The organism is Idiomarina aminovorans (genome assembly GCF_023155095.1).
Classification (GTDB): domain Bacteria; phylum Pseudomonadota; class Gammaproteobacteria; order Enterobacterales; family Alteromonadaceae; genus Idiomarina; species Idiomarina aminovorans.
In genome coordinates, this window is sequence record NZ_JAKNDA010000001.1 from 711,200 (window position 1) to 726,970 (window position 15,771).

The window sequence follows — 15,771 nt, forward strand, 5'->3', positions numbered from 1 at the left end:
AAAACACTGATGCGTGAAAACTTAACCGCATTAGAAATTGACCCTGACCACGAGGTCAAAGAACATATTGATCGGGTCAGTTCACAAATGAAACGTTTTACCAACCCCGATCTCTTTCCTGAAATCGAACGTCAAATGCGTTTAACACAGCAATCTCCAGGAGCTCAGGAAGCGGCGCTTTTAGAGAGAATCTGCAATATCATAGACGAAGCAGAAAACGATTATGATTTATTGATTTTTGATACCGCGCCCACGGGTCATACTTTACGTCTATTGACCTTGCCAGAGGCTATGGCCGCCTGGACACAAGGAATGTTGCGATCGCAAAAACGCTCGCAAGATTTTGACTCGGTACTGGAGCATTTATCGCCCAAGTCGGGTAAAGATATTAACAACCCCATGGCAGATCCTAAAGAGAACGCAAGTGACGGCATGACTGACCGGACCAAGGCAATTACCGAACAATTGCTAAAACGACAAAGGCTGTTTCAGAGAACCCGACGGCTATTGCAGGATAATAACTACACCTCGATTCTATTTGTGCTAACGCCAGAGCGCCTGCCGATACAAGAAACCGCTCGAGCACTGCAGTCCTTAACGGCAGAAAATTTACCGGTAGGTGGCGTGATCATTAACCGCATTTTGCCCGAACAAGCCGATGGAAGCTTCCTTGCTAAACGGCGTACGCAGGAAAAGTCTTATTTAGAAGACATAACAAAACGCTTTGACGCCTGGCCAAATTACTCCCTTTATTTGCTGGAAGAGGATGTTCAGGGATTACCGGCACTAGAAGCCTTCGCCAATAACCTCGAACAGGCCGGTTTTTCTTCTTAATGACCATTTTACGGTTATTGAAGAAGTAAAAAGACCAATAGAAAAATTGCCTTAACTGCTGCCGATTCGTTTTACAAACATACATGGATGTATGTATAATTCCGATATTAATTAATAGGCCAGAGGTAATTTAATGAACACGCGTTTAAGGTTTACTCCCATTTTTGCGGTGAGTTTTCTGTTAGCCGGAGCACTAACCGCCTGCAGCGACCCGGCACAACAGCAACAAGGGCAACAACAAGCGGCTCAAGTTGAAGTTATTACCGTAACGCCGGAATCAATTAGTTTAAGTGCAGACTTACCAGGTCGTACAGCGGCGTACCGGGTTGCACAGGTTCGTCCTCAGGTCAGTGGCGTGTTATTGAAACGAACGTTTGAAGAAGGCACTTTCGTTGAAAAAGGCCAACAACTTTACCAAATTGACCCGGCTGTTTATGAAGCTGAACTGGCTAGCGCTGAAGCTGAAGTCGAAAGCGCCAAAGCGATATTGCACAGCTCCAGATTACGCTACGAGCGTTTTCAAGAACTCTTAGAGGAAAACGCAGTAAGCCAGGACGAGTTTGACAGTGCAGAAGCGACGTTTTACCAGAATAAAGCGGCGGTATCACTGGCCGAAGCTAAACTCAAAAACGCACGAATCAACTTGGAATACACCAAAGTCAATGCACCTATCAACGGCATTATTGGTCGTTCAAACTTCACTGAAGGTGCCTTACTTACCGCTTCACAAGCTGAATCTCTGGTCAGTATTAATCAGTTAGATCCTATCTATGTCGATATTAATCAATCCAGCAAACAGTTTATGAAGTTACAAGCGGATATAAAGTCGGGTCGTATACAAGCCAACGAAAAAGGTAACGCGCCAGTTCGACTGAAGCTCAACGGTTTAAACTACGATCAGAAAGGTGAGTTACTTTTCTCCGAAGTGAGTGTTGACCAGGACACGGGCGCAATTTTACTACGTGCGGAGTTTCCTAATCCAGATAAAACTCTTTACCCGGGCATGTTCGTGCGAGCTGAGGTGAGTGAAGGAACCATTCGGGATGCTATTCAGATACCACAAAAAGCAGTAACCCGCGACCCAAGAGGACGCCCTTACGTGATGTTGGTTACTGATGACAACAAAGTGGAACAGCGCATGATAACCACTGATCGGGCGTTGGGTAGCAACTGGTTAGTAGCTGATGGTCTTGAAAAAGGCAACACCATAGTCACTTCGGGTTTACAGAAGATTCGCCCGGGCGACAGCGTCACTATAGACTCGTCTAACTCCGCACAGCAGCAGTAAGGAAAGTCAGTCATGGCTAAGTTTTTTATTAATCGCCCTATCTTTGCCTGGGTTATCGCCCTGCTGACAATGATGGCTGGTGCTATTGCTATGTTGCAGTTACCCATAGCACAGTACCCGACTATCGCTCCGCCAGCTGTTGAAATTCAGGTAAACTATCCCGGCGCGAACGCCGAAACGGTTTCTAATACCGTGACCAAAGTTATTGAACAGAACATGACGGGTATTGATAACCTGATTTACTTCTCGTCTCAAAGTAATTTTGGTAATGCCACTATCAGCCTGACTTTTGCTTCCGGCACCGATCCCGACATTGCGCAGGTACAGGTTCAGAATAAGCTTTCTCAGGCAACCCCGCAGTTGCCACAGGAGGTTCAGGCGCAAGGCATTACGGTCAGTAAATCAAGCAGCTCATTTCTGATGGTTGCGGCACTTGTCGCGACAGATGACCGTTACTCCCAAACCGATTTAAGTGATTATATAGCGTCTAACATCCAGGATCCGATAGCGCGCACTACCGGTGTTGGTAATGTGCAGCTATTTGGTTCTCCCTATGCCATGCGAATTTGGGTAGATCCGTCTTCGTTGGTTAACTACGGCATGACAATGGCTGATATCAAACAAGCCATTCGGGCACAAAATGCTCAGGTTGCTGCCGGTGAGCTTGGCGGTACGCCAGCGGTTGACGGACAACGCCTTAACTCGACAATTATTGCGCAAACACGCATGTCAAATCCGTCAGAATTTGAAAATATTACATTGAAAGTGATGCCTGACGGTTCGCAAGTGCGCCTTAAAGACGTTGCTGAGGTTGAAAAGGGTGCTGAAAACTACTCAGTACGGGCCAATTACAATGGTAAACCTGCGACGGGCCTTGCGGTTAACCTGCAAACGGGAGCTAATGCGCTTGAAACCGCGGATGCTGTAAAAGCACGTATGGCTGAGCTGGAAGAGTTTTTCCCGGATGGAATAGAATTGGTGACGGCTTATGACACCACGCCATTTATTAAAATTTCAATTTCAGAAGTTGCTCAGGTTCTGATTGAGGCCATTATTCTGGTCTTCCTGTTAATGTTTGTTTTCTTACAGAACTTGCGCGCCACCCTAATACCGACGCTGGCAATTCCGGTCGTTATTTTAGGGACTATGGGCGTTATGTCGTTAGCCGGGTTCTCGATTAACACCTTAACCATGTTTGGTATGGTGCTCTCGATAGGCTTGCTGGTTGATGATGCCATTGTGGTGGTCGAGAACGTTGAACGTTTAATGTCTGAGGAGGGTTTATCGCCCAAACAGGCAACCATTAAATCGATGGGACAAATAACCGGGGCTCTGGTTGCCATTGGTGTCGTTATGGCTGCGGTATTTGCTCCTATGGCGTTCTTCCCCGGCTCTACCGGCGCCGTTTACAGACAGTTCTCGTTAACCATTATTACCTCTATGGGTCTGTCGGTTCTGGTCGCTATTATTTTTTCACCGGCATTGTGCGCTACCCTGCTCAAGCCAGTTAAGCATGATAAAAACGATGGCTGGGGGCCGCTGGGTTGGTTTAACCGGACACTTGAAAAATGGACGGTTAAGTACACTCACTCCATTCACTCAATATTGCGCCGTACTGTCCGCTTCGGTTTACTCTATTTGGGTATCATAGGTGTACTTGCTTATTTATTTACCCAACTCCCGTCAGCTTTCTTACCTGATGAGGATCGCGGTGTCTTTCTAACCCAGATGCAGTTACCGGTTGGCTCGACCATTGAGCAGTCAGTGAATACGATGGATAAAATTGAGGACTACTACCTGAATCAGGAAGATGCAGTTCAGTCCGTATTCTCAGTTGTTGGCTTTAGCTTCTCCGGCCGTAGTCAGGCCAATGGTATTGCTTTCGTGCGGTTAAAAGACTGGGGAGAGCGTGACGAGAGTCAAAGTGTTGAAGCGGTTATTGGAAGAGCTTTTGGGTTCTTTGCAACCATCAAAGAAGCCATGGTTTTTGCCTTTAACCTTCCCCCCATACCTGAGCTTGGGGTGTCCAGTGGCTTTAACCTGTTCTTACAGGATCGCGGTAACCTGGGCCATACCGGACTGGTTGAGGCGCGAAATCAATTGCTCGGCATGGCTTCACAGAATGAAAAACTGGTTCAGGTCCGTCCTAACGGGCTGGAAGACGCACCACAGTTACGCATTGATATTGATTTTGAAAAAGCACAAGCTCAGGGACTGACCATTGCGAGTATCAATGACACTTTAAGCACCGCCTGGGGGTCTTCTTATGTCAATGACTTTATTGACCGCGGAAGAGTGAAAAAAGTCTACCTTCAAGGTGAAGCTGAATCGCGGATGCTTCCGGAAGATATTAACGAATGGTATGTAAGAAATAACCAGGGCGACATGGTGCCTTTCAGTTCGTTCTCAAGCTGGAAGTGGACTTACGGTCCGCAACGAGTTGAAAGTTATAATGGCGTTTCTGCAATGGAAATTCAGGGACAAGCTGCCCCGGGCGTTAGCACCGGTGAAGCGATGCTTGAAATGGAGCGAATGATCGAACAGCTACCACCCGGAATAGGCTTTGAGTGGACCGGTATTTCGCTACAAGAGCGTCAATCTGGTAACTTTGCGCCAATTCTTTACAGTGTATCCCTAATTGTTGTGTTCCTGTTTCTTGCCGCACTTTATGAGAGTTGGTCAATACCTTTCTCTGTCATGTTGGTTGTACCTTTAGGTATTTTAGGTGCGGTTATTGCCGTTATGCTTCGGGATATTTCTAATGATGTTTACTTCCAGGTGGGTCTGTTAACAACCGTCGGTGTGTCAGCACGAAATGCAATACTCATCGTCGAGTTTGCAAAAGACCTGCAAGCTCAGGGGAAAGAGCTGCTGGAAGCCACTTTAGAAGCTGTACGTTTGCGCTTACGCCCTATTCTGATGACATCATTAGCATTTGTATTCGGGGTTATGCCGTTAGCGTTAAGCGACGGTGCCGGCGCCGCAAGCCGTAATGCCATCGGAACCAGCGTTATTGGCGGAATGATAGGCGGTACTGTACTGGCAATATTCTTTGTTCCACTGTTCTTTTATGCGGTGCGTCGAATTTTCCCACCCAAACAACCTGAAGAGTAATAAACACAAAAAAACCGGAGGTTTAAACCTCCGGTTTTTTTCATTCAAGCACTAAACCTTCTTTTTTAAGGTTTTTTATCCCGATCTTCTTTAACCTCGTATTCTCCATCAATAACCGATCCACTATCTTGCTGAGTATTTTCATCGTGTTCTTGTTGTTTTTGATGTTGTCGTTGTTGCTCTTGATAGTGTTGCTTTGCCTGTTTACGCATACGCCAAACTTGTTTAATGGTATGCCGTTGCCGCCATAGCATCGGAATTGCCAGCAGCACTAAGACCGCCGCAATAACCATCCCAAAAGCTAAACCTAAACCAACCAAGACCAACAACAAAAAAAGGCCCAGCAATCGGCTGAGCCAATTGCCGGAGGATTTCCCCCCGGCACCTGAACCCTGATTAAAACGGACATAAACTTTATCTCGTTTATGAGTCATAACTGCTCCTAAAAAATGACTACAATGTTAAGACAACATCGGTCTCAGACCGTTCCGGCAGGGTTATCTTAACCTCTATTTACGCACATCCCCGGTTGCCTTACGGGCAGCTTCAAACTCATTTCCCGGAGCCCATTGAGGCCAGTCGCGGGAATTTGCTAACTCTTTGCCGATTGAATAAAAAACTGACATGTCCTGCTGTACACCACGTAGATCCCAGTTTTCATTATATTCATCGGCTGGCTTGTGATACGCATCACGATTGAATATCGCACGCTGTTTTTCCGTCCATTCACGGCCTTTCTCTACGTGGTCATTGCCGCCTTTCGCATACAGCATCGGCACCCCTCTTTTCGCCAGATTAAAGTGATCGGAGCGATAAAAAGATCCAACTTCCGGATTCGGTTCAGCTGCTACATAACGATCTTGGGCCTTTACGTAGCGTTTCAAGTAGTTTTCCATGGTTGAGTTTCCATAACCGACCACTACCATGTCTTTCATAGGGCCATAAACGTTCATGACATCCATATTGATGCCACCAACCGCTTTACCTAATGGCAACATAGGATGCGCGGCATACCAGTCAGAACCCAGTAAACCACTCTCTTCAGCACCTACAGCGGCAAAGACAATGGAACGTTCCGGTTGCGGGTCTTTGGCAAACTGCTCGGCCATAGCCATTAACGCTGCCGTACCTGACGCATTATCTTGTGCACCGTTATAAATAGGGTCGTCTTCACGAACCGGGTCGGTACCCAGATGATCGTGGTGAGCCATATAAATAACGTGTTCTTCCGGGTATTTAGAGCCTTCGATATAACCAATGACATTGTTGGTATCTAAGTATTCAAACTTATTATTAACCGTTAACGATGCCTTTATATCTAACGGTTCAGGCTTAAATTCTCCACTTAGCGCCAGTTCCCGCATTTGTTCTAAATCTTTGCCCACAGTCGCAAATAAGGCATTGGCGCTCTCTTCAGTCACCCAACCTTCAATAGCTGAGCGATCCATATTCTTATTTTCACGCTTTAAATCAAAGCGCACTGGTGAGCCACCTGCAACCACGCCCCAACCATAACCTGCGGGACCTGTCTCATGTATCACAAAAACAGCCTCTGCTCCCTGACGAGCAGCTTCTTCAAACTTATACGTCCAACGACCGTAGTAAGTCATTGCGTTGCCATTAAATAAATCAGGGTCGCCTGTCGCGTAGCCCGGGTCATTGACCAACATAACAACCGTCTTACCTTCAACATCCAGACCCTGGTAGTCGTTCCAGTCGTATTCTGGAGCAACAATGCCGTACCCGACAAAAACAACGTCACTACTTTCAAGCTTTACTTCGTCGACCACTCTTGGTGTCCAGGCCATCATCTCAGTGCGATATTCCATTGACTCCGGAGCTGACTCACCGCTAAAGTTTAAGGACGTCACTTTATATGGCATTAACTTAACCAAGGGTACCGGTTGACGATAGCTGTCAGTCTCTTGATCGTACGGTTTTAACCCCCACTCGCGAAAATGGTTTTCGATAAAGCTCACCGTTTTCTCACCACCGGCCGATGCTGGTGCTCGTCCCTCAAACTCATCAGCAGATAACGTTTTCAGGTAGTTCCGATAATTTGGGTTAAACGCTGAGTCTTTTATGTCAGCAACGGCTTTATCCGCTTCCTTGTTTGAATCATTTACCGGTCCACAGGCCGCTAAAACACTTAAGCTAAGTGCTCCTATCATGACGTACTTCATGGTCTCTCCTCTTATCTATTATTATTTTTGTCGCTTGCTGGCGAGCAATTGTCATTTTCTGCTTTTCTTAACTGATCACCCATACGAATTTCATTTTCCGCGAAAAATCCCGCGTTAACTTCAAGCACACTCCAATAGCTTTTCCCCGGAGAATAGCTTCGGCAATTGCGCGGATCTTCACTTTTGCACGGACGCATCGTAAAAGTTTTAACAATACGGCGATTTTTATCAAGGTAAGCAATATCTAACGGCATCAAGGTCTGATACATCCAGAAACCACTGTAGCCAGGGCGCTCATTACCGTATCGAAACCACATACCTTCGTAGGCACCCAGCGATTCACGTTGCATTAACCCCCGTGCCTGCTGCGCTTGAGAATCAGCCAGCTCAACCTTCAACGGTTGCTGAATATCTCCCAGGCAAACTTCGGTTTTATCGAATTCCTGTGGCTCAGGGACATTCCATTGCTGAGCTACACCACTAAAAGATATGACACTTAACAGGATAAAAAGTCGTTGATGCTTCATTAGATTAACCTTGTCATAATCACTGTCTCCGATTTTGTCCTATCCAGCGGGAAATCGCAATTTAAACCTCAGCTAGAGCAGGACAGCTGTGACACTTTTTCCTCAGCTGCGGGCGGCTTAGCCCATCGGCTTTCACGTAAGCTGTCCGAAAATGGATTGAATAACGCAGCAATATAATCACGCAGTAAATCATCGTTTCCCGCTTCAGAAGCTTCTATAACCTGTTGTGCATGATGGTTTCTGACAATCACCCAGGGGTTCACCTGTTTCATAAGGGTCACTTCACTATTTTCTCCAATCGCGGCTTTGTATTCTTGCCACCAGCTTTCGCCACTATTAGACAGCAGGCCTTTAGGCTCTCCTGATTCAATAGAGTCGATAAGATCACGGAACGACAATTGATAATCGGCATTATTGACCTCGAGCAAGCTCAACCAACCGCCAATTAAAGACATTCTCTGATCGGCCGGTACAGACGGTATCCCCAGACGCTTGGCCATCAAATTTAAATAGGCACTTCGAAGCTCTGCTTCATAATTATCCAGTGCGGGTTGAAGCTCGCCGGCTTTAGTTAACGGACTAATAGCCTGAGCCAGTTTCCTCAAGTTCCAGAGTCCTACGCCCGGCTGCTGCAAAAAGCCATAGCGTCCACCCGCGTCAGTATGATTAAAAATTTTCTCCGGCTCATACTCATCCAAAAATGCGTAAGGCCCAAAATCAAAGGTCTCTCCTGCTAAACTCAAATTATCGGTATTCATCACGCCGTGAATAAAGCCATAAGCCTGCCAGGCCGCTATCATTTCAGCCGTGCTTTTAACCACCGCAGAAAACTGATCCGCAATACTGGCGCCAGCTAAGTGTGGCCAAACCACTTCTATGGTGTCTTGCCATAGGTTCTTCATGGTCTCTTCCAGGCCACGATGAAAGCAGTGTTCAAAGTGACCGAAGCGAACGTGCGTAGCGGCAGTACGGGCCAGCATTGCGCCAGGCTCAACCCGCTCCCGCTGTATTTTGCCTTCTGTCTTAATCAGCGCCAGGGCCCGGGTTGTGGGAATGCCAAGTGCGTGCAAGGCTTCACTCGCCAGCAACTCACGAATCGATGAGCGCAATACGGCTCGACCATCAGCGCCCCGACTGTAGGGCGTTGGCCCGGCCCCTTTTACGTGAATATCCTGTAATTTATCGCCTACTGCGACCTGCCCCATTAAGAGCCCGCGGCCATCCCCTAAATATGGATTAAAATGCCCGAACTGGTGACCCGCATATTTTTGTGCAATCGGCTCTGCACCTGGCCACGGCTCTAAGCCGCCAAGCCAGTCAGCGAGGTTATCCGGTGGTTGTTCACCCGCTGACAACTCAGCCCATAAATCGGTATTTAACCACAACAGTTTTACTTTACCGTCGGGCTGTATCGGTTGATGGGTTATTATTTCCGGGAACTTACGGGCAAAGCGGTTATCAAAATTTATTGGCATACATCCTCCTGTTATTTAGATTGTTACACAGTCAGCGAGGCTTGCATAACTCATAATAAATCAGCTAAGGTCGCAACGTTTGGTCTTTGGCAGCAAAGGAAGCCGCATGCAACTGCATTCGCTACGACGTATCACCGCAATAGGCGGTGGTCACGGACTCGGTCGAGTACTGTCGACTCTGTCGTTTATGAAACATAAGTTAGTTGGTATTGTAGCAACCACAGATAATGGCGGTGCTACCGGCCTGTTACGGGAGTCTCAGCATTGCATTGCCTGGGGCGATATTCGCAATTGCCTGTCACAGCTTGTTGAACAACCACTTGCCGCCGAAGTATTAAACTATCGATTTGACTGCTCTTCATCACTGCATGGTCACAATTTTGGCAACTTATTGCTATACACACTGGATCAGCTCAGCGCTCGGCCGTTAGATGGCATTCAACTTCTCAGTCGCTTATTAAATGTCGACAACCGCATTCTGCCGATGTCCGAATGCCCGACCGATCTTATCGCTACCACCAATGATGGCATCCAGTGCCACGGTGAAATACGCATTGATAAACTGCCCATTATGCCCCGCAAACTCTATTTGTCGGGTACGGTAACCGCAACACCAGAAGCCATACGCCACATTCAAAATAGCCAGTTAATTTTATTGGGTCCAGGCAGTTTCCTGACCTCGGTGATGCCACCTTTGCTGGTCAATGGTATTCGCGATGCTTTACTGACAACTCAGGCCAAAGTGGTTTTTATTGATAATATGGTGGACGAAAATGGTCCAGCCGGTGAACTGACCCTCGCAGACAAAGTTGCCTTTATAGAGCAGCAATTAGGACAGCAGATTGTCGATTTAGTACTCAGTAATAAGCAGGAAAAAAACCTAAAGTTACCGGTTATTGGCGGCCTGGAGAGCGATAAAGAGATCTACTACCGCCATAACACAAATAACTTATTGGCGAAACTGGAACAGGCAACAAACCAGCTCTTAATTGAAAGCGCTTAGCCGCCGTCCGCTGAAATACGTGAAGCAACCACGCTGTGTTGATCCCGATATTTTGCATCTTCACGTTTATTATAGGGTCTTGCACAAGGACTGCTGAGCTTTTCAAAACTGATAGCACCAATTTTCATACCCGCTCTCAGTGCTAATGGTAGTTTCCCACTGTTATAAAACTCCAGAACAATTTGCCCCGACCAGCCCGGGTCAATTCTATGGGCTGTCACATGTACCATCAGACCTAAACGCGCCAGAGATGAACGGCCATCTAACCAGCCGACTATATCGGCGGGCAAAGTAATAGACTCGTGGGTTACCGCTAAAGCAAACTCTCCGGGATGAATGAAAAGTGCCTGATCGTCCTTCAGTACAATTTCATCGCTCATTACCTCTCGAATCGCTTCTTCGATAGCCTCACGAGAACCACTTATGTCGATGAAAGGCACCGCATGGTCCTGCAAAACACGAAAATCATTGCCCAGGTGAATATCCAGCGTAACGCCAGAAATATTGCTGGTTTTGGGTGCAGGTTCGACACCTATAATTCCGTCTTTCAAGTGTTGTTCTATTTCAGTGTCGTTTAGGCGCATTATTTTTCAATCTCCGTGTTGTCATTTGTCCGTACTATAACGAATTTTTCTGCTGATAATAAAGGTTTGCAGCAACCTGTTGCGCTGAATTTAAAATCAGCTGACTTAACGGGTGTTGTGGCTGCGCTAATAACAGCGGCGTATCACCATCGAGGCTTTCGCGTAACTCGCTGTTTAAAGGCCATTGGCCGAGTAACGGCAAGTTATGCTCTGCTGCCATAACAGCGCCACCGTTCTTACCAAAAACTGAATCCTCATACCCACAGGATGGACACTGGTAATAGCTCATGTTCTCCAATATACCAACCAGCGGAATATTCAGTTTTTCAAACATGGCAACACCTTTTTCTGCGTCCTTAAGCGCCACGGTTTGTGGTGTGGTAACAACCACTGCGCCGGTAACTGGTAGCTTTTGTGCCATGGTCAGTTGAATATCGCCGGTGCCGGGCGGCATATCAACAATAAGGTAGTCCAGAGCCGGCCAGGCCGTGTCGTTATAAAGTTGCTGCAAAGCGCCACTGGCCATGGGTCCCCGCCATATGGTTGCGTCGTTATCGTCGACTAAATAACCGAGCGAGTGCACATAAAGCCCATGGCGCTGTAAAGGCTGCATTTTATTGTTTTTGGTCAGCTCCATTGGCAAATCGCTGCCACCCAGCATGGTCGGAATAGACGGCCCGTAAATGTCCGCATCGAGTAATCCGGCCCGGGCTCCTGACTGAGACAGCGCTAAGGCTAAATTGACACTCACCGAAGACTTACCGACGCCGCCTTTTCCGGACGAAACCACAATCACGTTACCGGTCGTTAGCGGCAATTCGGGCTGAGAATTTTTTAACTTTTTAACCTGACAATTAAGCTGCCAATCAAACTGCCCTAGTTCAGCATCCTTCCGAATAGCTTCAAGCAGGCTTTCACCCGCCGTGAATGGCAAGTTTAGTACTCGTTGTTTACCGGAACCTGTTACCCAGTCATCGGGAATGCCATGGGGCAATAAGGCGTGAGTAAAATCTGTCATCATCAACCTCTGGGATCTGTGTATCAGCCAACACCTATGCTAACATGGCCCACATAAAACTTTGGGATTTAGATCCAATTTATCAACCAAACGGAAGCAGATTTTCGCATGAGCCAATCCGCACGTAAAATACTGGTTACTAACGCATTACCATACGCTAATGGTCCTATCCATATCGGTCATATGCTCGGTTACATTCAAGCCGATATATGGGTACGCTTTCAAAAGCTGCGTGGTAACGAATGCCACTTCGTTTGCGCCGACGACGCTCACGGCACGCCCATTATGCTGAAAGCCCAACAGCTGGGCATAACACCGGAGCAAATGATTGGCGACATGCAGCAGTCACACGAAGCCGACTTCAGCGACTTTTTAGTGGGTTTTGACCACTATTACAGCACCCACAGTGACGAGAACAAAGAGCTGGCTGAGACAATATACACGCGTCTTGATAAAGCCGGACACATTAAAACCAAAGTTATCGAACAACTTTACGACCCGCAAAAAGAAATGTTTCTGCCGGACCGCTTCGTTAAAGGCGAGTGTCCGGATTGTGGCGCAGAAGACCAATACGGCGACAACTGTGACGTTTGTGGTGCAACTTATGCGCCTACCGATCTAAAAAATCCAAGGTCGGTCGTCTCTGGCGCTGAACCGGAATTGCGGGAGTCAGAACATTATTTCTTTGACCTGCCGGCATTTGGCGACATGCTCAAAAGCTGGACTCGTTCGGGGTCATTACAAAATGAAATGGCAAACAAGCTTAACGAATGGTTTGAGCAAGGCTTGCAGCGCTGGGATATTTCTCGCGACGCGCCTTATTTTGGCTTTAAAATTCCTGGCGCTGAAAACAAATATTTTTATGTCTGGCTGGATGCTCCAATCGGTTATATGAGTAGCTTTAAAAACTATTGCGAGACCACCGGAAAAGCCGACTGGGATACATACTGGCAAGGCAATAGTGAAGCTGAACTTTATCATTTTATTGGTAAGGATATTATCTACTTTCACAGTTTGTTCTGGCCTGCCATGTTAAAAGGCGCAAACTTCCGCCAGCCGACCAATGTTTGGGCACACGGGTTTATTACGGTGAATGGTACTAAAATGTCCAAGTCCAAAGGGACATTCATTAAAGCTCGTACCTATCTTGAGCATCTTGACCCAGAATATCTGCGTTATTATTTTGCGGCTAAGTTGACCAGCCGCATCGACGATCTGGACTTGAACCTGACGGATTTTGCTCAGCGAGTAAATTCTGATCTTGTTGGTAAAGTCATTAATATTGCCAGCCGTTGCGCCGGTTTTATTCAGAAAAAATTCGATGGCAAACTTTCAGCTAATATCGCAGACTCCGCTTTATTGGAGGACTTTCAGTTAGCTGGTGATAATATCGCCGAGCTTTATGAGAAACGTGAGTTCTCCCGGGCTACGCGCGACATTATGGCGTTGGCTGATAGGGCAAACCAATACATTGCCGATAAAGAACCGTGGCAGTTAATAAAGCAAGAAGGCAGTGAACAGGAAGTCCATGAAATTTGCTCACTGGGTATCAACCTGTTCCGGACTTTAATGGTGTATTTAGCGCCGGTCGTACCTAAGCTGACCGAAGAAGTGCAGCACTTTCTGAACGACACCTTTACCTGGGAAAGCCATAAAACCGCTCTAACCAATCACCCAATCAACAAATTCAAAGCGCTGATGCAGCGTGTTGAAATGGATGATGTAAACGCCATGATTGACGCTTCAAAAGAAGAACAAGCTTCACAAGCCCCTGCTGTCGAAGCCAATGATGAATTGAAAAAAGAGCCCATTGCAGAGCAAATCAACTTTGATGACTTTGCTAAAGTCGACTTACGGGTCGCTCTGATTGCTAATGCAGAGCATGTTGAAGGTGCAGATAAATTACTGAAACTGACACTAGATATTGGTGGTCAGACCCGTCAGGTATTTGCTGGTATAAAATCAGCCTATGACCCTGAAACCTTAAAAGGTCAGTTAACCGTTATGGTGGCAAACTTAGCTCCTCGTAAAATGCGCTTTGGGTTATCCGAGGGCATGGTGCTTGCGGCGGGCCCGGGTAAAGATGAAATTTATATTCTGAACCCACACGACGGAGCAAAACCGGGCATGCGAATTATGTAATGGCCAGGCTGTCAGTCCATTGAAATAATACGACAGCCTAAAATAGAATTTCCGCTGTTGTCGTCCAGTCGCTGACTGTGAACGACTTCAGCGTCTATTTTTAACGGTGCAACTGAACCCGACGAGAGAATTTCGACAAACAGCTTATCGCCTGTCTCTAAACGTTCAGGCAACTGCAACGAAACGCCTTCTGCGCTTAAGTCCTGGCACACACCGGCCAATTGCTGTTTACCCTTATCACTTTTCAGAGTAACTTTTACCTCCGCATTAACAGCCATTCGCATAAAGTGTCGATTTTCTGGCGATTCCAGCATGTTGCCCTCTATTTTTCTTATAAAGTGTAAATATTACTTCAGTTTTAGCACGTCTTGGCCGATAAAAAAACAGTATCGGATAACAAGGAACCGTCGTCATGGTAGAAGCTAAATTTTCAATAGGTCAACTTATTACTCACAGTCTTTACGGTTATCGTGGTGTAATTATTGATGCTGACCCCTGCTTCACATTGTCTGACAGTTGGTACGACAAAATGGCAACCTCTAAGCCGGCGAAAGACCAGCCTTGGTACCATATTCTCGTCAATAACTCGTCCATTCAGACTTATGTCAGTGAAAGCAGTTTAGAAGCCGACTTTTCAGAACAAGAAATTCAGCACCCTATGATCGACTTGCTGTTTTCAGGAAAGTCAGCCAGTCAATATAAGCTGTCAGAGAATCTTAACTAAATTTGCCGATACCCGTTACTATGGTTACCATAGAATAGAACCATACAATGAGGGATCGAAAATGGCAGAAGAAACAATTTTCACCAAAATTATAAACCGTGATATTCCCGCAGAGATTATCTACGAGGATGACCAGGCGCTGGCGTTTAAAGACATTAATCCGCAAGCCCCGTTCCACTGTTTGGTTATTCCCAAAGACCCCATTGCAACGGCAAACGATATTAACGAAGACAACGCAGCTTTGGTCGGTCACTTGTATGTAATAGCGGCTAAATTAGCCGTTGAACATAACTTTGCTGAGGACGGCTATCGGTTGGTTATGAACTGTAACGAATACGGTGGCCAGAGCGTGTATCACATTCACCTGCACGTATTGGCTGGTAAAAAGCTCGGTTGGCCACCTTATACGGATAAATTAAAACAAGTCTGAATAATTAAGGGCGGTACCTGGCATCAAGAATTTTATCGACAACCCAGCGACCGTCCTGCTGAATAAGTACCACGTCGCGGCGGTCCTTAATGTTATCTCCGTTGTAAGTTCCTTCGAAAATAACCGTCGCCCGTAATTCATTCGAATTGTTTAAGTAGTCAGTCAGGGAATCACTGGCTACTTCAATTTCAACCGTGTCAAAATAACGTCCAAGAACATAGCGTTGTACCTGACTGACTGCACCATAATGCGTAATTAAATTAGCCATTCGGGTTGAAGAGAGTTGTTTGGCTTTGTCTAAGTCATCTTGTTCGTACACAGCATTGTAAAAACTAGTGACAATCTCAGCAGGCTTTGCGTTTGAAAAGTCAGTCGGATCTTCACTGCCACAGGCTGAAACAGCTGCCGCCACCAAAACCAACAAAAACATCCTTACTATTACCATAATC

At 46.5% G+C, this 15,771-nt stretch carries 15 protein-coding genes; 7 read left to right on the forward strand and 8 right to left on the reverse strand.

Annotated elements, in window-relative coordinates:
* Positions 1-9 precede the first annotated feature (9 nt).
* From L8G48_RS03580 to L8G48_RS03590, 3 genes are all read left to right on the forward strand, one after another.
* The gene (locus tag L8G48_RS03580; RefSeq protein ID WP_282444577.1) at positions 10-834 is read left to right on the forward strand and encodes an ArsA family ATPase; all 825 of its coding nucleotides are present in this window, start codon (positions 10-12) and stop codon (positions 832-834) included.
* Positions 835-967: 133 nt separating this feature from the next.
* Entirely contained in the window at positions 968-2,122 is a 1,155-nt protein-coding gene (locus tag L8G48_RS03585) for an efflux RND transporter periplasmic adaptor subunit (protein WP_248263230.1), read from the forward strand.
* A gap of 12 nt (positions 2,123-2,134) precedes the next feature.
* Positions 2,135-5,236 (forward strand): efflux RND transporter permease subunit, encoded by a 3,102-nt coding sequence (locus L8G48_RS03590; RefSeq protein ID WP_248263231.1) that lies wholly within the window; start codon positions 2,135-2,137, stop codon positions 5,234-5,236.
* Between the two features lie 65 nt (positions 5,237-5,301).
* Here L8G48_RS03590 and L8G48_RS03595 read toward each other — a convergent pair whose 3' ends face one another.
* The 4 genes from L8G48_RS03595 to L8G48_RS03610 all read right to left on the reverse strand — a co-directional run bounded on the left by L8G48_RS03595 (position 5,302) and on the right by L8G48_RS03610 (position 9,421).
* Positions 5,302-5,670, reverse strand: coding sequence for a hypothetical protein (locus L8G48_RS03595; RefSeq protein WP_248263232.1), 369 nt, complete (start codon positions 5,668-5,670; stop codon positions 5,302-5,304).
* Between the two features lie 75 nt (positions 5,671-5,745).
* Positions 5,746-7,419, reverse strand: coding sequence for a M28 family metallopeptidase (locus L8G48_RS03600; protein WP_248263233.1), 1,674 nt, complete (start codon positions 7,417-7,419; stop codon positions 5,746-5,748).
* A gap of 11 nt (positions 7,420-7,430) precedes the next feature.
* Positions 7,431-7,946: a DUF192 domain-containing protein gene (locus L8G48_RS03605; protein ID WP_248263234.1), complete on the reverse strand. Its 516-nt coding sequence runs from the start codon at positions 7,944-7,946 to the stop codon at positions 7,431-7,433.
* A gap of 68 nt (positions 7,947-8,014) precedes the next feature.
* On the reverse strand, positions 8,015-9,421 hold the full coding sequence (locus tag L8G48_RS03610) for a protein adenylyltransferase SelO (protein ID WP_248263235.1): 1,407 nt from the start codon (positions 9,419-9,421) through the stop codon (positions 8,015-8,017).
* 106 nt (positions 9,422-9,527) lie between these two features.
* On the opposite strand from L8G48_RS03610, the gene L8G48_RS03615 reads away from it, so the two are divergent.
* Positions 9,528-10,424 carry a gluconeogenesis factor YvcK family protein gene (locus L8G48_RS03615; RefSeq protein ID WP_248263236.1) on the forward strand — a complete coding sequence of 299 codons (897 nt, stop codon included), beginning with the start codon at positions 9,528-9,530 and terminating at the stop codon, positions 10,422-10,424.
* Here L8G48_RS03615 and dcd read toward each other — a convergent pair.
* Together dcd and apbC are read right to left on the reverse strand one after the other, a co-directional pair.
* On the reverse strand, positions 10,421-11,008 hold the full coding sequence (gene dcd, locus L8G48_RS03620; RefSeq protein ID WP_248263237.1) for a dCTP deaminase: 588 nt from the start codon (positions 11,006-11,008) through the stop codon (positions 10,421-10,423). The genes L8G48_RS03615 and dcd overlap by 4 nt on opposite strands.
* Before the next feature lie 34 nt (positions 11,009-11,042).
* Positions 11,043-12,029, reverse strand: coding sequence for an iron-sulfur cluster carrier protein ApbC (gene apbC / locus L8G48_RS03625; RefSeq protein WP_248263238.1), 987 nt, complete (start codon positions 12,027-12,029; stop codon positions 11,043-11,045).
* A 105-nt stretch (positions 12,030-12,134) separates the two neighbouring features.
* Here apbC and metG point away from each other — a divergent pair, with 105 nt between their 5' ends.
* The gene (gene metG, locus L8G48_RS03630; RefSeq protein WP_248263239.1) at positions 12,135-14,168 is read left to right on the forward strand and encodes a methionine--tRNA ligase; all 2,034 of its coding nucleotides are present in this window, start codon (positions 12,135-12,137) and stop codon (positions 14,166-14,168) included.
* An 11-nt stretch (positions 14,169-14,179) separates the two neighbouring features.
* Here metG and L8G48_RS03635 read toward each other — a convergent pair whose 3' ends face one another.
* Positions 14,180-14,482: a PilZ domain-containing protein gene (locus L8G48_RS03635; protein ID WP_248263240.1), complete on the reverse strand. Its 303-nt coding sequence runs from the start codon at positions 14,480-14,482 to the stop codon at positions 14,180-14,182.
* Between the two features lie 98 nt (positions 14,483-14,580).
* Between L8G48_RS03635 and hspQ the strand changes: the two genes are divergently transcribed.
* Positions 14,581-14,892 carry a heat shock protein HspQ gene (hspQ, locus tag L8G48_RS03640; protein WP_248263241.1) on the forward strand — a complete coding sequence of 104 codons (312 nt, stop codon included), beginning with the start codon at positions 14,581-14,583 and terminating at the stop codon, positions 14,890-14,892.
* A gap of 61 nt (positions 14,893-14,953) precedes the next feature.
* The gene (locus L8G48_RS03645; RefSeq protein WP_248263242.1) at positions 14,954-15,322 is read left to right on the forward strand and encodes a histidine triad nucleotide-binding protein; all 369 of its coding nucleotides are present in this window, start codon (positions 14,954-14,956) and stop codon (positions 15,320-15,322) included.
* Positions 15,323-15,326: 4 nt separating this feature from the next.
* Here L8G48_RS03645 and L8G48_RS03650 read toward each other — a convergent pair whose 3' ends face one another.
* Complete coding sequence (locus L8G48_RS03650) at positions 15,327-15,767, reverse strand: hypothetical protein (protein WP_248263243.1); 441 nt, start codon at positions 15,765-15,767, stop codon at positions 15,327-15,329.
* Positions 15,768-15,771: the final 4 nt, after the last annotated feature.